We start from the raw sequence: 15,346 nt of genomic DNA, 5'->3' as shown, positions 1-15,346 counted from the left end.
CCGGAAGCGAAGCAGGAGCGGGGAGTCGAGCGGTGCCGGAGTCGAGCGAGGCGGGGAGCGGGGCAGTGCTTGGAGTGAGATGGGTCGCAGCCGCGCGTGGAACGAGCTCTCATCAGGCGACACGCGCTCTCATGATGTGAGAGTTGCTGGCCGTGGGTTGGCCCGGCGGCGTACTGTCCCACCTGTTATGCCGCGAGTACGTCTTCTTGGGTGCCGCGACGGGGCTTGAGTCCGAGCCGGCTCCCGTCGCGGGGTTTCTCGCGCCGGTGGATGCCCGCTTCACTCCCAGGAAGTAGCCACGTCATGACAGCTTTCGCCGCCAAAGCCACTCGGTACCGGCCGTATCACGAACAATTCCCGTTCGATCTGCCCGACCGCGCCTGGCCCACCCGCCGCATCACCTCCGCACCCACCTGGTGCGCCGTCGACCTGCGCGACGGGAACCAGGCCCTCGTCGATCCGATGTCGCCGCAGCGCAAACGCCGCATGTTCGACCTGCTCGTGTCGATGGGCTATCGGGAGATCGAGGTCGGTTTCCCGGCTGCGAGTCAGACGGACTTCGACTTCGTCCGCACGCTCATCGACGAGAACGTCATCCCCGAGGATGTGACGATCCAGGTCCTCGTGCAGTGCCGGGAACACCTGATCGACCGCACCTTCGAGGCGCTGCGCGGCGTCAAACGCGCCATCGTCCACTTCTACAACTCGACGTCCGCGTTGCAACGCCGCGTCGTGTTCGGGATGGACGTCGCGGGGATCACCGATATCGCGACGCAGGGCGCCCGGCTGTGCCAGAAGTACGCGGAGATCCACACCCCCGACTCGGACATTCGCTACGAGTACTCGCCCGAGTCGTACACCGGGACGGAACTGGAGCACGCGCTGGCGGTCTGCTCGGCCGTCATCGACGTCATCGACCCGACTCCCGACCGCCCGCTCATCGTGAACCTGCCCGCCACGGTCGAGATGGCGACGCCCAACGTGTACGCCGACTCGATCGAGTGGATGCACCGGAACCTGCCGCGCCGGGACAGCGTGATCCTGTCGCTGCACCCCCACAACGACCGGGGCACCGGCGTCGCGGCCGCCGAACTGGGTCTGATGGCCGGCGCCGACCGGATCGAGGGTTGTCTCTTCGGTAATGGCGAACGCACCGGCAACGTCGACCTGGTGACCTTGGGGCTCAACATGTTCAGCCAGGGCATCGACCCGCGCGTCGACTTCTCCAACATCGACGCGATCAAGCGCTCGGTCGAGCACTGCAACCAACTGCCCGTGCACGAGCGTCACCCGTACGCGGGCGACCTGGTGTACACGGCCTTCTCGGGATCGCACCAGGACGCGATCAACAAGGGCTTCGACGCGTTGGCGGCGGACGCGGCGGCGGCGGGCAAGAGGGTCGACGAGTTCCCTTGGGCCGTACCGTATCTGCCGATCGACCCGAAGGACGTGGGCCGGTCCTACGAGGCCGTCATCCGGGTGAACTCGCAGTCCGGCAAGGGCGGCGTCGCGTACATCCTGAAGACCGAGTACGGCCTGAACCTGCCGCGTCGGATGCGGATGGAGTTCTCCCACGTCGTACAGCGGCACGCCGACGCGGCGGGCGGCGAGGTCACCCCGGCGCAGATGTTCGACATCTTCCAGCACGAGTACTCAGTGGACGAACAGCGGCATCCCCGGATCGTCATCGGCGAGCACACGTCGCAGGCGTCAGCGGACGGGACGGTCACGATCGACGCGCTCATCACCGTCGACGGGGCCGAGCACAAGGTCCACGGCACCGGCAACGGTCCACTGTCGGCGTTCGTGGACGCGGTGGGCGGCATCGGGGTACGCGTCAGCGTCCTGGACTACGCCGAGCACGCCCTGACCGCGGGCGAGACCGCGAAGGCCGCCGCCTATGTGGAGTGCGCGATCGGCGACGACGTGCTGTGGGGCGCGGGGGTGCACGAGAACATCGTCACCGCCTCGATGCGCGCCGTCGCGAGCGCGCTCAACCGGACACGATAGACGGTCGAGTCGGCGGCGGGCCAACGGCTCGCCGCCGGGTCAGCCGCCGAAGAGGCGGGCGAAGAAGCCCTTTGGACTGTCCTTTGGCGATACGACGGAGACCGCGCGGTATGGGTCGATCCGCCTCAGCAGGGCGTCCACCTGGGCAGTGTCGTAGCCGCGCATGACGATCGCGAAGGTGATGGTCTCGCCCGGGACGGACGGTGGTTGACCGGCGTTGAGTCGGCCGATCACGACGTCCAGATAGTTGTCGACCTGATCGACGTCATAGCCGCGCATGACGGTGGTGAACTGCGCGTTTTGGATCTCGGCGGCGGTGATCGGCAAGTCGGTCATCCCGACACGATAACGACGATCGTCAAGTCCGCGCCGTCCTTGGGGCCGCGGCAAGCCGCGTGTTCTGCGAACGAAGGGAGCCCCGTCTCCACCACGCACCTGGACGGTTCGAGTACCCCGGGTCCCGCTCGGCGAACCCCAGGTCGGGTCGAGACCCCGGGTCCCGCCGGGCGAGCACTATGGAGCTTCATAGGCGCGGACGACGTCGACAGCGCGGCGGCCGAGATACCGAGGCAGTAGCCGCACCGCTTCCTCCGGGTCCTCAGCCCGCCGAGAGACTTCGGGTGGTGCCCCGCGACGTGCCGGAAACGACTCCGGAAGGGACTCCGATACCGCGCTCCGGCACGCCCAAGGCGTCGCGCGCCGACACCCCCGCCTCCCGGCGAGCCCGCTCGTCACGGAGTGGACTCCCACCGGCTCCTAGATCGGCGACACCGCCAATAGGTCCAGTGTTGTCGGAATCCCGCAGGCGAGACGGACCGCGTCCGCGTCGCCTCGCAGGCTCGCGGCGCTCACCGGATCCGAGGTCTCGGCGATCCGGGAGAGGATCAGGAGCGCGCGGATCTCGCCTGGGCGGTGGCCCGACGCGCGGTGCAGTGCGAGGGCCTCCGTCGCGTCGACGTGCGCCGCCGGGTCGCCGAGTTCGGCGAGCGCCCTCGCTCGAACGGTCAGGGCCTGGGCGTGCGCGACGCCGTATTCGCGGTCGCGCGCGAGTCCGATCGCGTCGGTCGCGGGTTCGAGCGCGTCCGTCGCGTCGCCGACGCTCACGAGCGCGGACGCGAGCAGGATCAGCGCCTCGACCTCCTCGGCACGGGCGTCGAGTTCGCGAGCGCGCGTGAGCGCGGCCCGAGCGTCGTCGACGGCGCGGTCCGGTTCGCGGTGGGTGGCCATCGCGCGGGTGATGAGGCAGAACGGTTCCTGAAGGACGGCCTGGGACTCGATCGCGGCGGCGAGCGCGGCCTCGGCGTGCTCGCGCGCGACGTCGGGTCGATCGAGCATGAGTTCGGCGCGGGACAGGTTCACGAGGTGGGCGGCGGTGAACTTGCGGATGTTCATGCTCTCGCCGAGTCGGTGGCCCTCGACCGAGTACGCGAGCGAACGCTCCACATCGCCCAGTCTGATATAGACGATCGCGAGGTTGGACACGACGAGGTGCAGGTGACGGCCGTTGGTGGAGCGCTGGGATCGTTCGACTTGGTGGAGGTGTTCGACGGCTTCGGGCAGGCGACCGGCGAGGTCGCTGACGAGACCGAGCAGGTTGTGGGCCGCGTCGGCTCCGGCTCCGGGGATCGTCTCGTAGAGCTCGATGCCGCGGCGGCACAGTTCGGCGCATTGTTCGAGGCGCCCGAGGGTGTAGGCCGATCCGGCGAAGCTCGTGTACAGCTCGGCGCGGATGGAGGAGGCGGCGGTGCCGGTGGCGGTCCGCAGCGCCGTCAAGCCCGCCTCATAGTGGCGGATCGCCTCGTGTTGGTCTCCGGAGATGTTGGCGCACTGCCCCAACAGGTAGCGCATCTTGCCCTCGCCCGCAGGGGTGTCCCCGCTCTCGGCGGCCCACAGGCCGAGTTCGGCGATGCGCACGGCGGTGGCCGCGTCCCCCGCGTCGAGGAAGTACGTGCTCAAGGCCTCGGCCAGGGTCAGCAGGATGTCTCCCGGCCCGTCGCCCGCGATGGCGTCGGCGAGGGCGAGCAGGTTGACGCGTTCGGCCGCGATCCAGGAACGTCCGTCCTCCGGGGATTCGAATGTGGTCTTCTCGACGCCGGGAACCGCTGGCGGCAAGGGCATCCGGTACCGCGCCGTCGGCGTGCCGACGGCCTCCCACACCGTCGCCGCGTACCACCAGTACAGGCGCGCGGGGGCGTCGTCGTGCTCCGGGTCGTCCTCGATGTCGAGGAGGCCGCGCGCGTACAGACGCATCAGGTCGTGGAGGCGGTATCGGGACCGGTCGGCCAGCTCGATGAGATGCGCGTCGGCGAGATCCTCGAGCAGCGGTTCGACGTCCCGGACGGGTCTGCCGACGAGCGCGGCGACGGCGTCCGCGGTGAAGTCGGAGCCGGGAACGAGGCCGATCAACCGGAACACGCGCTGGTGCTCGGCGTCGAGTTCGCCGTATGACACGGCGAAGGCGGCCGCAACGCTGCGTTCGCCGACTTCGAGCTCCGACAGCATGTACCGCTCGTCGCCGATCCGGTCGCACAGGTCGTCGAGTGTCCATCGTGGTCTACTGCGGAGCCGGGCGGCGGCGATGCGGACGGCCAGGGGCAGGCGCCCGCACAGCTCGACGACGCGGCGAGCGTCGTCACGGGACGCGCCGACTCGTCCGGAGGCGCGCAGCAACATGTCGATCGCGTCGTCGGTGGTCAAGACGTTCAGGGACACGGGGATCACGTCGTCGAGCGAGAGCATCGTGCGGCGGCTCGTGATGAGGACGAGACAGCCGGACCCGCCGGGAAGCAACGGCCGCACCTGCTCCTCGTTGGCGGCGTTGTCGAGCAGGATGAGCACGCGCTTGTCCGCGAGGGCACTTCGATAGGCGGACGCGCGATCGTCCAGATTGTCCGGTATCTCGGTCTCGGGCAGGCCGAGGCCGCGCAGCAGGCGCGCGAGGGCGTCGGACGGCCCGACGGGCGGAAGGTTCTCGGTGAAGCCGTGCAGGTTGAGGAAGAGCTGCCCGTCGGGGAACTGGTGGGCGACCGCGTTGGCGGCCCGCACCGCGAGAGCCGTCTTGCCGACCCCCGCCATTCCGTCTACTGCGGACACCACGACCGTGCCGGGTGATCGGGTGTCCAATGCCGCTCCGACACTGGCGGTGAGCGTGTCGAGTTCCTCGGCGCGGCCGGTGAAGGCGGCGCTGTCGGCGGGGAGTTGCGCGGGGACGGGAACGGCTGCCTGGGCGGGTTCGGCGGGCGGCGGTGGGCCGTCGTCGGAGAGGATCTCGCGGTGGAGTCGGCGCAGCTCGGTGCCGGGGTCTCTGCCGAGCCGGTCGCGCAGGGCCGCGTGGGTGACGGCGTAACGCCGAAGCGCGTCGGCGGGTCGCCCGACATTCCACAGTGCTCGCATCAGTCGCGCGGTGAGGCTCTCGGTCAGCGGCTCCGCGAGGACGAGTTCCTCCAGGTCGGCGATGATCCCAGAAGCATTGCCGACCGCGAGCTCCGCGTCGTACAGGCTCGTCAACAGTTCGATGTGCTCACTGTGGAGTCGACTTCGGACGGACGACGCCCACGCCCCCGCGACCCCACCGAGAGCGGGACCGCGCCACAGTTCGGCGGCTTCACGCCACGCCCGGACGGCGCCCCCCGCGTCGGTCTCGGTCGCAGCCCCAAGAGCCAATCGCCTGGCGCGGAACAGGTCGACGGCGTCGCCCGGGATCGTGAGCCGGTATCCGTCGGAGGTCGCGCGGTGCAGCACGACCTCGGGATGTCCGGCGAACAGGGCGCGCAGGCGCGCCAGGTGTCCATAGATGACTGACCTGGACGCCGCCGGGACCTCGACTCCCCACACGCGATGCGCCAGGGTCTCACCGGTGACGGGCTTGCCGCGAGCCATCGTCAACACCGCGAGCACGCACGCCTGCTTCGGCGGCCCCGCCGACACCCACTCTTCACCATTGTGGACTTGAATCGTCCCCAGCAACCGCACCAGCGCCAACGTCCAACCCTTCTCACCGCGTCTCGTGCGGCGAAGAATACCCGCGAAAGCTTTCGCAAGACCGCCGCAAGATCCGCTCATTAGCGTCGGAGTCGACATCGAGGTCGCCGACGACCAGCACGGCCCGCCGGCAGGCGGACGACCTCCAACTCGACGATCGGTGAGGAGTCTCTCCCATGGGCGCCCTGGCAGACAGCGTGCGACGCATCAACATCACCGCGACCTCCCCCGACGGTTCCGTGACGGCCCGGATGACCGCCGACCGCACCATCGACATCGCCTTCGGAGCGGAAGCGCTCCGTCGGCACACCGACGCGTCCCTCGCCAAGGCCGCAGAGGAAGCCGTCAACGGCGGCCTCCGAGGATTCCAGAAGGCACTGTCCACGGTGTACGAAAAGCGCTACGGCAAGGCCCTCGACTTCGAACTTCCCAAGAACGCCCCGCCCGCCAACCGTCGCATCCACGAACTCTCCGGCGAACTGTCCGTCGCGGAGACCTCCCCGCGCGGCTACGTCAAGGTCGGAGTCGGACAGCGCGGTCGCGTTCAGGTGCGCATCCGCCCCGGCACGGTCGACCGGCTCGACGTCTCCGCCGAACAGCTTCAAACCGAACTCAACAGCGCCATCGCCGCCGCGCGCGCCACCTACTCGCGTCGGGCGCACGAGACCGTGATGGCCGTCAAACACGAATACAAGACGAAAGGCCGGTAACGATGGCAGACGAAGTCGGAGTCGAACTCTCCATACTGTGGCGCAACGGGGCCGTGCGGTTGCCGGAGGTCGCCAATCAGTACGCGATCGCCTCCCAGCAGACCGGCGGAACTTCCGGCCCGGACGCCGAGGCCTTCGAACCCGCCCGTGAAGCCCCGGGACTCATGCCCGACTTCAACGACCTCATGACGCCGATGGGCTGGATCTATCCGCAATGGACTTCGCTGCGGGACACGCTCCAGCTGGTCCTCGCCTCCACCTCGGAGAACCTCTCCGACACCGGCGCCTGCCTGGTCGGCATCGCGGAGGACTACGCCGAATCCGACGAGGGCAACGCCAAGGAACTGCTCGACCAGGCCAAACGCGAAGGCATGTACGACGTGCCCCCGCGCCAGCTCGTCCCCCACTACCCCGACGGTTACAACCCGGCGGAGGAGAACGTGGCACCGCCGCTCGACACCTGACGGCGGGGGCGACCATCGGAAATCCACTCCCGACGGTCGACGCCCCCGCCACCCGATCAACCGTCCCCTTCTCATCGAAAGCGTCAGACACATGGCATTCGCCGACGACCTCATGGGCAAAGCCGACGAAATCGAAGAACTCGCCAAGATGGCCTGTCTCGTGCACTGGAAGGGGATCATGGACGCACCGGACTCCTTCGGGATCCGCGATACCTACGAGCCGTTCACCCGCCGCGACCCCAAGGCCTTCGACCCCATGATCGAGCAGCTCGAAGTCTGCGAGCGGACCCTCCGCGACCCGATCATCGCCCAGCACATGAACTACGTCGGCACCAAGACCGACGACTGGCAGGGCGAGGCCGCCGACAACTTCATCGACTTCATCGGCGGTTTCGACACCCAACGCAACAACCAGATCCACCTGGTCCAAGAGGTGAAGGCCGGCCTCGTCGCCAGTCAATCCATCGTGGAACAGACGCGGACCGACATCCTGGGCATCGCCGACACCACCATCGAGACACTCGAGACCTTCATCGAGACGAAGGAGAAGTCGAACCAGGTCACGGCGCTCGCCGTCGTCAGCGCCATCGCCGTCGTCGCCACCGGTTTCGTCACGGCGGGCGCCGTCGCCGCCGCCCTGACGATCATCGCGGGCGCCGCGTCCGGGGCGGCCGCCATCCGCGCCGACATCGGCGGGGACGACCCCTTCGACATCATCAACAGCCATCACGAGGCCGTGAGCAAACTCCACGAGGCCGTCGAGGACCAGGAACGCAACGTCGGCGAGGCGCTCGGCGACGACCGAGGCACCGTCGAGTCCAACATGACGCTGTACCTGCCCGCCCGACCCGCCGTCGCCGACGACACCGGCGGCGACCACGACGGCTTCCGCATCCCGACGAACCCCGGGTCCTGAACGGCCGCGGCCCATTCCACACGGACCTAGAGTCCACTGTATCCACACGCCGGGCGGGTAACGGCCCGTGGCCCACACGCGCGGGCCACGGGCCGTCAACATACCGACCGATGCCTCGGTCAGGCGTCGGGGACCTTCGTCTGCAACTCAGCGTCCGGGAGAATCGCCGTGGCGAGACTGCGCGTGGGATGAAGTTCCCCCGCGTCGATCTGTTCGGCGTAGTGGCACGCGACCTTGTGCCCGGTGGACAGCTCGCGCAGCTCCGGGCGTTCGGTGTCGCACAACTCGTCTTGACGCCACGGACAACGCGTGTGGAAGCGGCAGCCCGTCGGCGGATTCGCCGGTGACGGCAGATCGCCCGTCAACAGGATCCGCTCGCGCGCATCCTCGACGTCCGGGTCCGGCACCGGCACGGCCGACATGAGCGCCTTCGTGTACGGGTGCTTCGGGGACGCGTACAGCGCGTCGCTGCCCGCCTCCTCCACAAGAGACCCGAGGTACATGACGCCGATGGTGTCGGAGATGTGCCGGACGACGGCGAGGTCGTGGGCGATCACGAGATACGTGATGCCCAGGGACTCCTGGATCTCCTCCAGGAGGTTGATCACCTGCGCCTGGATCGAGACGTCCAACGCGGACACCGGTTCGTCGCAGATGATCAGGTCCGGTTCCAGCACGAGCGCCCGCGCGATGCCGATGCGCTGGCGTTGGCCGCCGGAGAACTCGTGCGGGTACCGGGACAGGGCCGACGACGGCAGCCCGACCGCGTCGAGCGTGCGGATGATCCGGGCGCGACGGTCGGCGCGGCTCGTGCCGATGTCGTGCGCGGCAAGGCCCTCGGTGAGGATCGCCTCGACGTTCTGGCGCGGGTCGAGACTGCCGAGCGGGTCCTGGAACACCATCTGCAGGTGCTTTCGGGACTTGCGCATCTGCTCCGCCGGCAGGGCCGCGAGGTCCACGCCGTCGAAGCGGACCTCGCCGCTGGTGATGTCGTTGAGCCGCAGGACGGCCCGGCCCAGTGTGGTCTTGCCACAGCCGGATTCGCCGACGAGCCCGTACGTCTCTCCACGCTCGACGGACAGCGAGACGCCGTCCACGGCGTAGACGTACCCGACCGTGCGGTCCATGAACAGACCGCGCCGGATCGGGAAGTGGACCTTCAGGTCATCGAGTTCGAGCAGGCTCATGTCGTCGCCTCCGCGTTCGTGGCGTTCGTGATCGGGTTGGCGCAGCGGTACCGGTGGCCAGAGGTGCTCTCCCGCAGCTCCGGCGGTCCCGACAGGCAGTCCATCGTGTAGTGATCACAGCGGGGCGCGAAAGCGCAGCCCTTGCTCCACGGGATGTTGTCATTGACGGACCCGCGAATCGGCGTGAGCTTCTCCCCACGCGGGGCGTCCAGCCGCGGAATCGATCCGAGCAGGCCGACCGTGTACGGGTGTGTCGGGTCCGCGAACAACGGACGCCGTGCCGCCGCCTCGACGACGCGTCCGGCGTACAGGACGTTGATGTCGTCGCACAATCCCGCGACGACCCCGAGGTCGTGCGTGATCATCAACAACGCGGTGCCCTGCGTGTCGACGAGTTCGCTGAGCAGTTCGAGGATCTGCGCCTGGATCGTGACGTCGAGCGCGGTCGTCGGCTCGTCGGCGATCAGCAGACGCGGCGCGCACGCCACCGCCATCGCGATGAGCGCGCGCTGGCGCATGCCACCGGACAGCTGGTGCGGGTACTCCTTCAGGCGTCGGGTCGGGTCGGGAATGCCGACACGGTCCAACAGGGACGCGGCCTCCTTGCGCGCGGCCTCGCCACGCATGCCCCGGTGGCGCTGAAGGATCTCCGTCACCTGCACCCCGAGCGGAATCACGGGGTTCAGCGAGGACAGCGGGTCCTGGAAGATCATCGCCATCGCGGAGCCGCGCAGGTCCCGCATCCTGTCGGCCTTGAGCGACAGCAGGTCGACACCGTCGAAGACGGCCTTGCCGCCGACCTTGAAGTTCTTGCCGCGCAACAGACCCATGAGAGCCAGGGAGGTGACGCTCTTGCCGCAGCCGGATTCGCCGACGAGGCCGACGACCTCGCCCTCGTCGACGCTGAACGACACGCCGTCGACGGCCCGCACGTCCGGCTTGCCGCGCTGGGTGAACGTCACCGACAGTTCTTCCACATTAAGCAAAGACATGCGAGATCACTTCCGCAGCTTGGGATCGAGGGACTCCCGCAGCGCTTCACCCAACAGTGTGAAGCCCAGGGCGGTGATGATGATGGCGACCGCCGGATAGATCGCCAGTTGCATCGCGCTGCCGAAGAAGTACTGCGCCTGCGCGAGCATGACGCCCCACTCGGGCGCGGACATGTCCGGGTTCCCGAGGCCGAGGTACGACAGCGCCGCCGCCTCGATGATCGCGGTCGCGAGGCTCAACGTCGCCTGGACGATGACGGGTCCCATGGAGTTCGGGATGATGTGCGACAGCACGATCCTCGACCGTCGCACGCCGAGCGCCCGCGACGCCAGCACATAGTCCGAATGCGACTGTGCGAGCATCGAGCCGCGCAGCAGTCGCGCGAAGATCGGGATCTGGACGGTACCGACGGCGATCATGACGGTCGTCAGGCTCTGCCCGAGGATCGCCGCGACCGACAGTGCCAGGAGCAGCGACGGCAGCGCGAGCATCATGTCGATGAAACGCATGATGACGGTGTCGATCCGCTTGCCGACCCTGCCGCCGAGCGCGAGGCACGCGCCCGAGAGGCCGCCGATCAGCGCGCCGATCGTGAAACCGATGCCGGTGGCGACGACGCCGACGAGCAGCGACTGTCGGGCTCCGATGAGGAGTCGGGACAGTTCGTCACGTCCGAGGTTGTCGAGGCCGAGCCAGTTCTCGGCGCGCGGGCCGACGAACGTCCCCTGCGCGGGCGACACCTCGTCGCCCCACGTCAACGCGGTCGGACTGTACGGGGCCAGGATCGGGCCGAGGATCGCCATGACGATGAAGACGATGATGATCGCCGCGCCGGTGATCGCCATCGGGCTGCGTCGCAGCCGTCCGAACGCCTCCCGCCACAGGCTGACGCCGCCCGAGTCGTCGAACGATCGGGTCGACAGCTCGGCGAGCCGGTCGATCTTGTCTGTTTTGGTCGACATCAGCGCACCCGCACTCTCGGATCGATGATGCTGTAGGAGATGTCCACGAGCAGGTTGATGAGGACGTACGACGTCGCGATCATCATGATGAAGCCCATCATGAGCGGGTAGTCCCGGGCCGGGATCGCGGTCGCCAGGAACGACCCGATGCCGGGGAACGCGAACACCGTCTCGGTGAGAACGGCACCCGACAGGAGGCTTCCGGTGAGCAGACCGATGGTCGTCATGACCGGCAGCATCGCGTTGCGCAGCACGTGCCGACCGCGAATGGTCGACTCGCGCAAACCCTTCGACTCGGCGGTGCGCACGTAGTCCTCGCCCAACACTTCGAGGACGCTCGCGCGCGTCATCCGCACGATGATCGCCAGGGGGATCGACGCAAGTGCGACACCGGGCAGGACCAGGTGCGCCAGCGCGTCGGAGAAGAGTTGCATGTCGCCGGTGATGAGACTGTCGAAGACGATGAGTCCCGTGACGTCCGGAGTGGCGAGACCGATCGTGATGCGGCCCGAGGCGGGGAACATCCCGAGGTTGACCGCGAACAGCTCCTTCAGCAGGTATGCCAGGAAGAAGACCGGGATGCAGATCCCGATGAGGGACGACGTGACCGCCCCGAAGTCGAGGAAGCCGCCGCGTCGACGGGCGGCGAGATAGCCGAGCGGGATGCCGAACGCGATGGCGATCGCCATCGCCGTGAACGACAACTCGATGGTGGCGGGGAAACGTTCGACGAACTCGTCCAGGACGGGGCGCCCGGACTGGATCGACGATCCGAAGTCGAGGTGGATCAGTTGCTGCATGAACCGGCCATACTGTTCCCACAGTGGATCGTTGAGCCCGAGGGCCTCGCGGACCTGTGCCCGTCGTTCGGCGGTGGCGCGGTCGCCCAACAGCGCCGCCTCCGGGCCGCCCGGCAGATTGTGGAGCCACAGGAACAGCAGCACCGACAGACCGAACAGGGTGGGAATCAGCTGCAACAGGCGCCGGACGATGAAACGCAACACGGCGTCGGCATGCCTTTCTGCTTGATTACGAGGTGATGAACGCAAGACCGGTGGACCCGTCGCGAATGGACGGTGAAGCCCCCCGTCGAGATGCCGGGTCGTTCGCGCGGCGACCGGTAGTGGTTCAGGCGACGGATGAGGGTGCCCGAGGATCGGGCACCCTCATCACGTCATTTGCTTACTGCCCTACTACTTGAAACTCGCCTCGGCGAAGTCTTCCTGCGTGAGCGGGGAGGTCGTCGGCGGGTTGATGTGCTCGGCGAACGCGATGGACGGCGAGGAGTGCGCGATCGGCACGCCCGGGATGAAGTCCATGATCAGGTTGTTCGCCTCGATGTACAGCGGGAGACGCGCCTCGGGGTCCGGCTCGGCGTCGGCCTCCGCGAGCTTGTCGCGGATGTCCTTGTCGTTGAAGCCCCACGCCGGGTCGTTGGCGGCGAACCAGGTACCGAGGAAGTTGTACGCCTCGTTGTAGTCGCCGGTCCAGCCCAGGATGTACAGGCTGCAACCACCCTCGGCGGTCGTGTCGAGGAAGTCCGGCGCCCAGGTGAGCGGCTTGTCCTCGACGGTGATGCCGATCTCCTGGAGGTCGGCCTTCATGTTCTCGAAGATCGACTCGGGCGACGGCATGTAAGGACGGGTGACGTCGGTCGGGTAGCAGAAGTCGAGGGTCAGGTCCTCGGCTCCGGCGTCCGCCAGCATCTCCTTGGCAGTGTCCACGTTGTACTCGTACTCGGTCACCTCGTCGGACCAGCCGCTCAGCGTCGGAGGCATGAACTCCTTCGCGGGCGTCGTGCCCGCGGGGTACACCTGCGAGATGATCTTGTCCTTGTTGATCGCGTGGGCGATCGCCTCACGGACCTTCTTGTCCGCGAGCGGGGTGTCCTTGCCGTCCATGGTCTGGTTGAAACCGAGGTACAGCAGGTTGAACGGGTCACGAGTCGGAACCTGGACGCCGGCCTTCTCCAGCTCGGCGATGTCCTGAGGCGCGACGAGGTCGTAACCGTCGATGCCGCCGGACAGCAGCTCCTGCTTGCGGTCGTTCTCCTTGGGGATCGTCTTGAAGACGACGGTCTTGATCTTGGCCTTCTCGCCCCAGTAGTCGTCGAAGCGCTCGACGGTCACCGTGTGGTTGGCCTTGTCCCACTCCTTGTACATGTACGGGCCGGTGCCGTGAGCCGCGCCCACGGTCTGGCTGTACTCGGGGTAGGTCAACGCGGCCGCGTCGTCGCCCTCGGGCGCCTGCTCGTCATAGGTCTTGATCGACTCGGGAGAGTGGATCGCCATCGACGCGAGCGTGAAGCCGCCCGGCAGACGCGAGGACGGGTTCTTGACCTCGATGGTGAGGTTCAGGTCGTCGCTGGCGCTGCACCCGACGTAGTTCGGCTCGGGGGCGTCCTTGGACTCGTTCTCGGCGAAGCCGCCGAAGGTGTCCTGCCAGTACGCCGACATCGCGGCGGACTGGTAGTTGCCCGACCAGTTGAACCAACGGTCGTAGTTCAGGCACACGACCTCGGCGGTCAGGTCCTCACCATTGTGGAACTTGACGCCCTCGCGGAGCGTGAACGACCACTGGGTGCCGTCCTCGGAAGTCGACCACGTCTCGGCAAGCCCCCCGACGATCGTCGAACCACCGCGCTCGTGGTCCAACAACGTCTCGAACACCTGACGGGTCACCCGGAACGTCTCACCGTCGGATGCCAGGCTCGGGTCCAGTGACTTGGGGTCACCGGCTGCCGCGAAACGGAAGACCGTGGAATCGTTGTCCCTGGTCTCGGCTGGGTCCGCTGCGCACCCGGCCGCGGCGATGCCGAGCGCCGCGAAACCCGCGACGATCCCGGTCAGCCTGGTTCTGTTTTTTCGCATCTTCTACCTCAGAAGGGGTCGGCGGTAGGTAATCGGTATGTGTCGCAAACCCTATTACCGTGCGGCGACATTGTGAACGGGAGCACCTGAGGTGATATCGAATTGTGTCCCTGGCCACGACTTTCCGTGACCCCTACGCGACCGGCCGCCGCCCTTCGAACGCGCGCCCCAACGTCACTTCGTCGGCGTACTCGAGATCGCCGCCGACGGGCAGGCCGGACGCCAGCCTCGTCACCGTCAGCCCCATCGGCATGATCATCAGCGCCAGGTAGGTCGCCGTCGCCTCACCTTCCGTGTTCGGGTCGGTGGCGATGATGAGTTCCTTCGTCGCGCCGGCCGCGAGCCGCTGCATCAGCTCACGGATGCGCAGGTCCTCCGGACCCACCCCGTCCAACGGGTTGATCGCACCGCCGAGAACGTGGTACCGACCACGAAACTCGCCGGTCTTCTCGATCGCGATGACGTCCTTCGGCTCCTCGACGACGCAGATCAGGTCGTCGACGCGGCGCGGATCCCGGCAGATGCGGCAGCGGTCCTCGGTGGCGACGTTGCCGCACACCTCGCAGAAGCGGACCTTCTCCTTGACGGCGTGCAGCGCCTGCGCCAGTCGCTCCACATCAGACATGTCGGAGTTCAGGACGTGGAACGCGATCCGTTGCGCGCTTTTGGGACCGATGCCTGGAAGCCGACCCAGTTCGTCCACCAGGTCGGCGAGCGCCCCCTCGTACATCGACTACATCCCCGGCAGGCCGAGGCCGCCGGACATCCCGGACATCGCCTGCGTGATCGGGCCCATCTTCTCCTCGGCCAGCTCCTTCGCGTCGGCGTTGGCGGCGGCGACCGCCGCGACGACGAGGTCTTCGAGGGTCTCCAGGTCGTCGAGGTCGACGGCCTTCGGGTCGATCGAGACGGACTTGAGCTCGCCCGCGCCCGACACGGTCGCCGAGACGAGCCCGCCACCGGCGGAGGCGGTCACCTCGGCCGAGTTCAGCTCCTCCTGCGCGGCGAGGTAATCCGCCTGCATCTGCTGGGCCTGCTTGAGCAGCTTCTGCATGTTTGGCGCGCCGCCACCGGGAAACATTCGGGGTATCTCCTCACCGATCGGGTCACCGCGGACACCCGCGGCCTCCTACACATTAAAGGCCGCGTCTGTCAATCCCCACCCAGCACACCGCCCACCAAACCGACCAGTCCGCGACCACCCCTGACTTCGACGAGTGCCCNCCGGGCACNCTCCCCCTACCCCCTATACC

The 15,346-nt window shown here is 67.7% G+C and carries 13 protein-coding genes; 4 read left to right on the top strand and 9 right to left on the bottom strand.

Annotated features, from left to right (window positions below; genetic code table 11):
• Positions 1–303 precede the first annotated feature (303 nt).
• Complete coding sequence (gene leuA, locus ACM9NP_RS23300; RefSeq protein WP_415648916.1) at positions 304–2,010, top strand: 2-isopropylmalate synthase; 1,707 nt, start codon at positions 304–306, stop codon at positions 2,008–2,010.
• 39 nt (positions 2,011–2,049) lie between these two features.
• Here the strand turns inward: leuA and ACM9NP_RS23295 are convergent, their stop codons facing one another.
• Complete coding sequence (locus tag ACM9NP_RS23295) at positions 2,050–2,346, bottom strand: DivIVA domain-containing protein (protein WP_415648915.1); 297 nt, start codon at positions 2,344–2,346, stop codon at positions 2,050–2,052.
• A 420-nt stretch (positions 2,347–2,766) separates the two neighbouring features.
• The gene (locus ACM9NP_RS23290) at positions 2,767–5,982 is read right to left on the bottom strand and encodes an AfsR/SARP family transcriptional regulator (RefSeq protein ID WP_415648914.1); all 3,216 of its coding nucleotides are present in this window, start codon (positions 5,980–5,982) and stop codon (positions 2,767–2,769) included.
• 185 nt (positions 5,983–6,167) lie between these two features.
• Between ACM9NP_RS23290 and ACM9NP_RS23285 the strand changes: the two genes are divergently transcribed.
• The 3 genes from ACM9NP_RS23285 (at position 6,168) to ACM9NP_RS23275 (ending at position 8,081) form a co-directional block, all read left to right on the top strand.
• On the top strand, positions 6,168–6,701 hold the full coding sequence (locus tag ACM9NP_RS23285) for a hypothetical protein (protein WP_415648913.1): 534 nt from the start codon (positions 6,168–6,170) through the stop codon (positions 6,699–6,701).
• A 2-nt stretch (positions 6,702–6,703) separates the two neighbouring features.
• Positions 6,704–7,165: a hypothetical protein gene (locus ACM9NP_RS23280; RefSeq protein WP_415648912.1), complete on the top strand. Its 462-nt coding sequence runs from the start codon at positions 6,704–6,706 to the stop codon at positions 7,163–7,165.
• A gap of 91 nt (positions 7,166–7,256) precedes the next feature.
• The gene (locus ACM9NP_RS23275) at positions 7,257–8,081 is read left to right on the top strand and encodes a hypothetical protein (protein WP_415648911.1); all 825 of its coding nucleotides are present in this window, start codon (positions 7,257–7,259) and stop codon (positions 8,079–8,081) included.
• 119 nt (positions 8,082–8,200) lie between these two features.
• Here the strand turns inward: ACM9NP_RS23275 and ACM9NP_RS23270 are convergent, their stop codons facing one another.
• The 7 genes from ACM9NP_RS23270 to ACM9NP_RS23240 all read right to left on the bottom strand — a co-directional run bounded on the left by ACM9NP_RS23270 (position 8,201) and on the right by ACM9NP_RS23240 (position 15,174).
• A complete protein-coding gene (locus tag ACM9NP_RS23270; RefSeq protein WP_415648910.1) occupies positions 8,201–9,268 on the bottom strand; it encodes an ABC transporter ATP-binding protein in 1,068 nt (355 codons plus the stop codon).
• Positions 9,265–10,260 (bottom strand): ABC transporter ATP-binding protein, encoded by a 996-nt coding sequence (locus tag ACM9NP_RS23265; protein ID WP_415648909.1) that lies wholly within the window; start codon positions 10,258–10,260, stop codon positions 9,265–9,267. The genes ACM9NP_RS23270 and ACM9NP_RS23265 overlap by 4 nt, the downstream gene beginning before the upstream one ends.
• Positions 10,261–10,266: 6 nt before the next feature.
• Complete coding sequence (locus ACM9NP_RS23260; protein WP_415648908.1) at positions 10,267–11,223, bottom strand: ABC transporter permease; 957 nt, start codon at positions 11,221–11,223, stop codon at positions 10,267–10,269.
• Positions 11,223–12,227: an ABC transporter permease gene (locus ACM9NP_RS23255; protein WP_415648907.1), complete on the bottom strand. Its 1,005-nt coding sequence runs from the start codon at positions 12,225–12,227 to the stop codon at positions 11,223–11,225. Before ACM9NP_RS23255 ends, ACM9NP_RS23260 begins: the two co-directional genes overlap by 1 nt.
• A gap of 189 nt (positions 12,228–12,416) precedes the next feature.
• On the bottom strand, positions 12,417–14,093 hold the full coding sequence (locus tag ACM9NP_RS23250; RefSeq protein ID WP_415648906.1) for an ABC transporter substrate-binding protein: 1,677 nt from the start codon (positions 14,091–14,093) through the stop codon (positions 12,417–12,419).
• Between the two features lie 133 nt (positions 14,094–14,226).
• Positions 14,227–14,823 (bottom strand): recombination mediator RecR, encoded by a 597-nt coding sequence (gene recR / locus ACM9NP_RS23245; protein WP_415648905.1) that lies wholly within the window; start codon positions 14,821–14,823, stop codon positions 14,227–14,229.
• A gap of 3 nt (positions 14,824–14,826) precedes the next feature.
• Positions 14,827–15,174: a YbaB/EbfC family nucleoid-associated protein gene (locus ACM9NP_RS23240; protein ID WP_415648904.1), complete on the bottom strand. Its 348-nt coding sequence runs from the start codon at positions 15,172–15,174 to the stop codon at positions 14,827–14,829.
• Between the last annotated feature and the right edge of the window lie 172 nt (positions 15,175–15,346).

The sequence above is a fragment of the Stackebrandtia soli genome, assembly GCF_965137155.1.
In the GTDB taxonomy this organism is placed as follows: Bacteria; Actinomycetota; Actinomycetes; order Mycobacteriales; family Micromonosporaceae; genus Stackebrandtia; species Stackebrandtia soli.
This window is presented reverse-complemented; position numbering and strand designations above follow the sequence as displayed.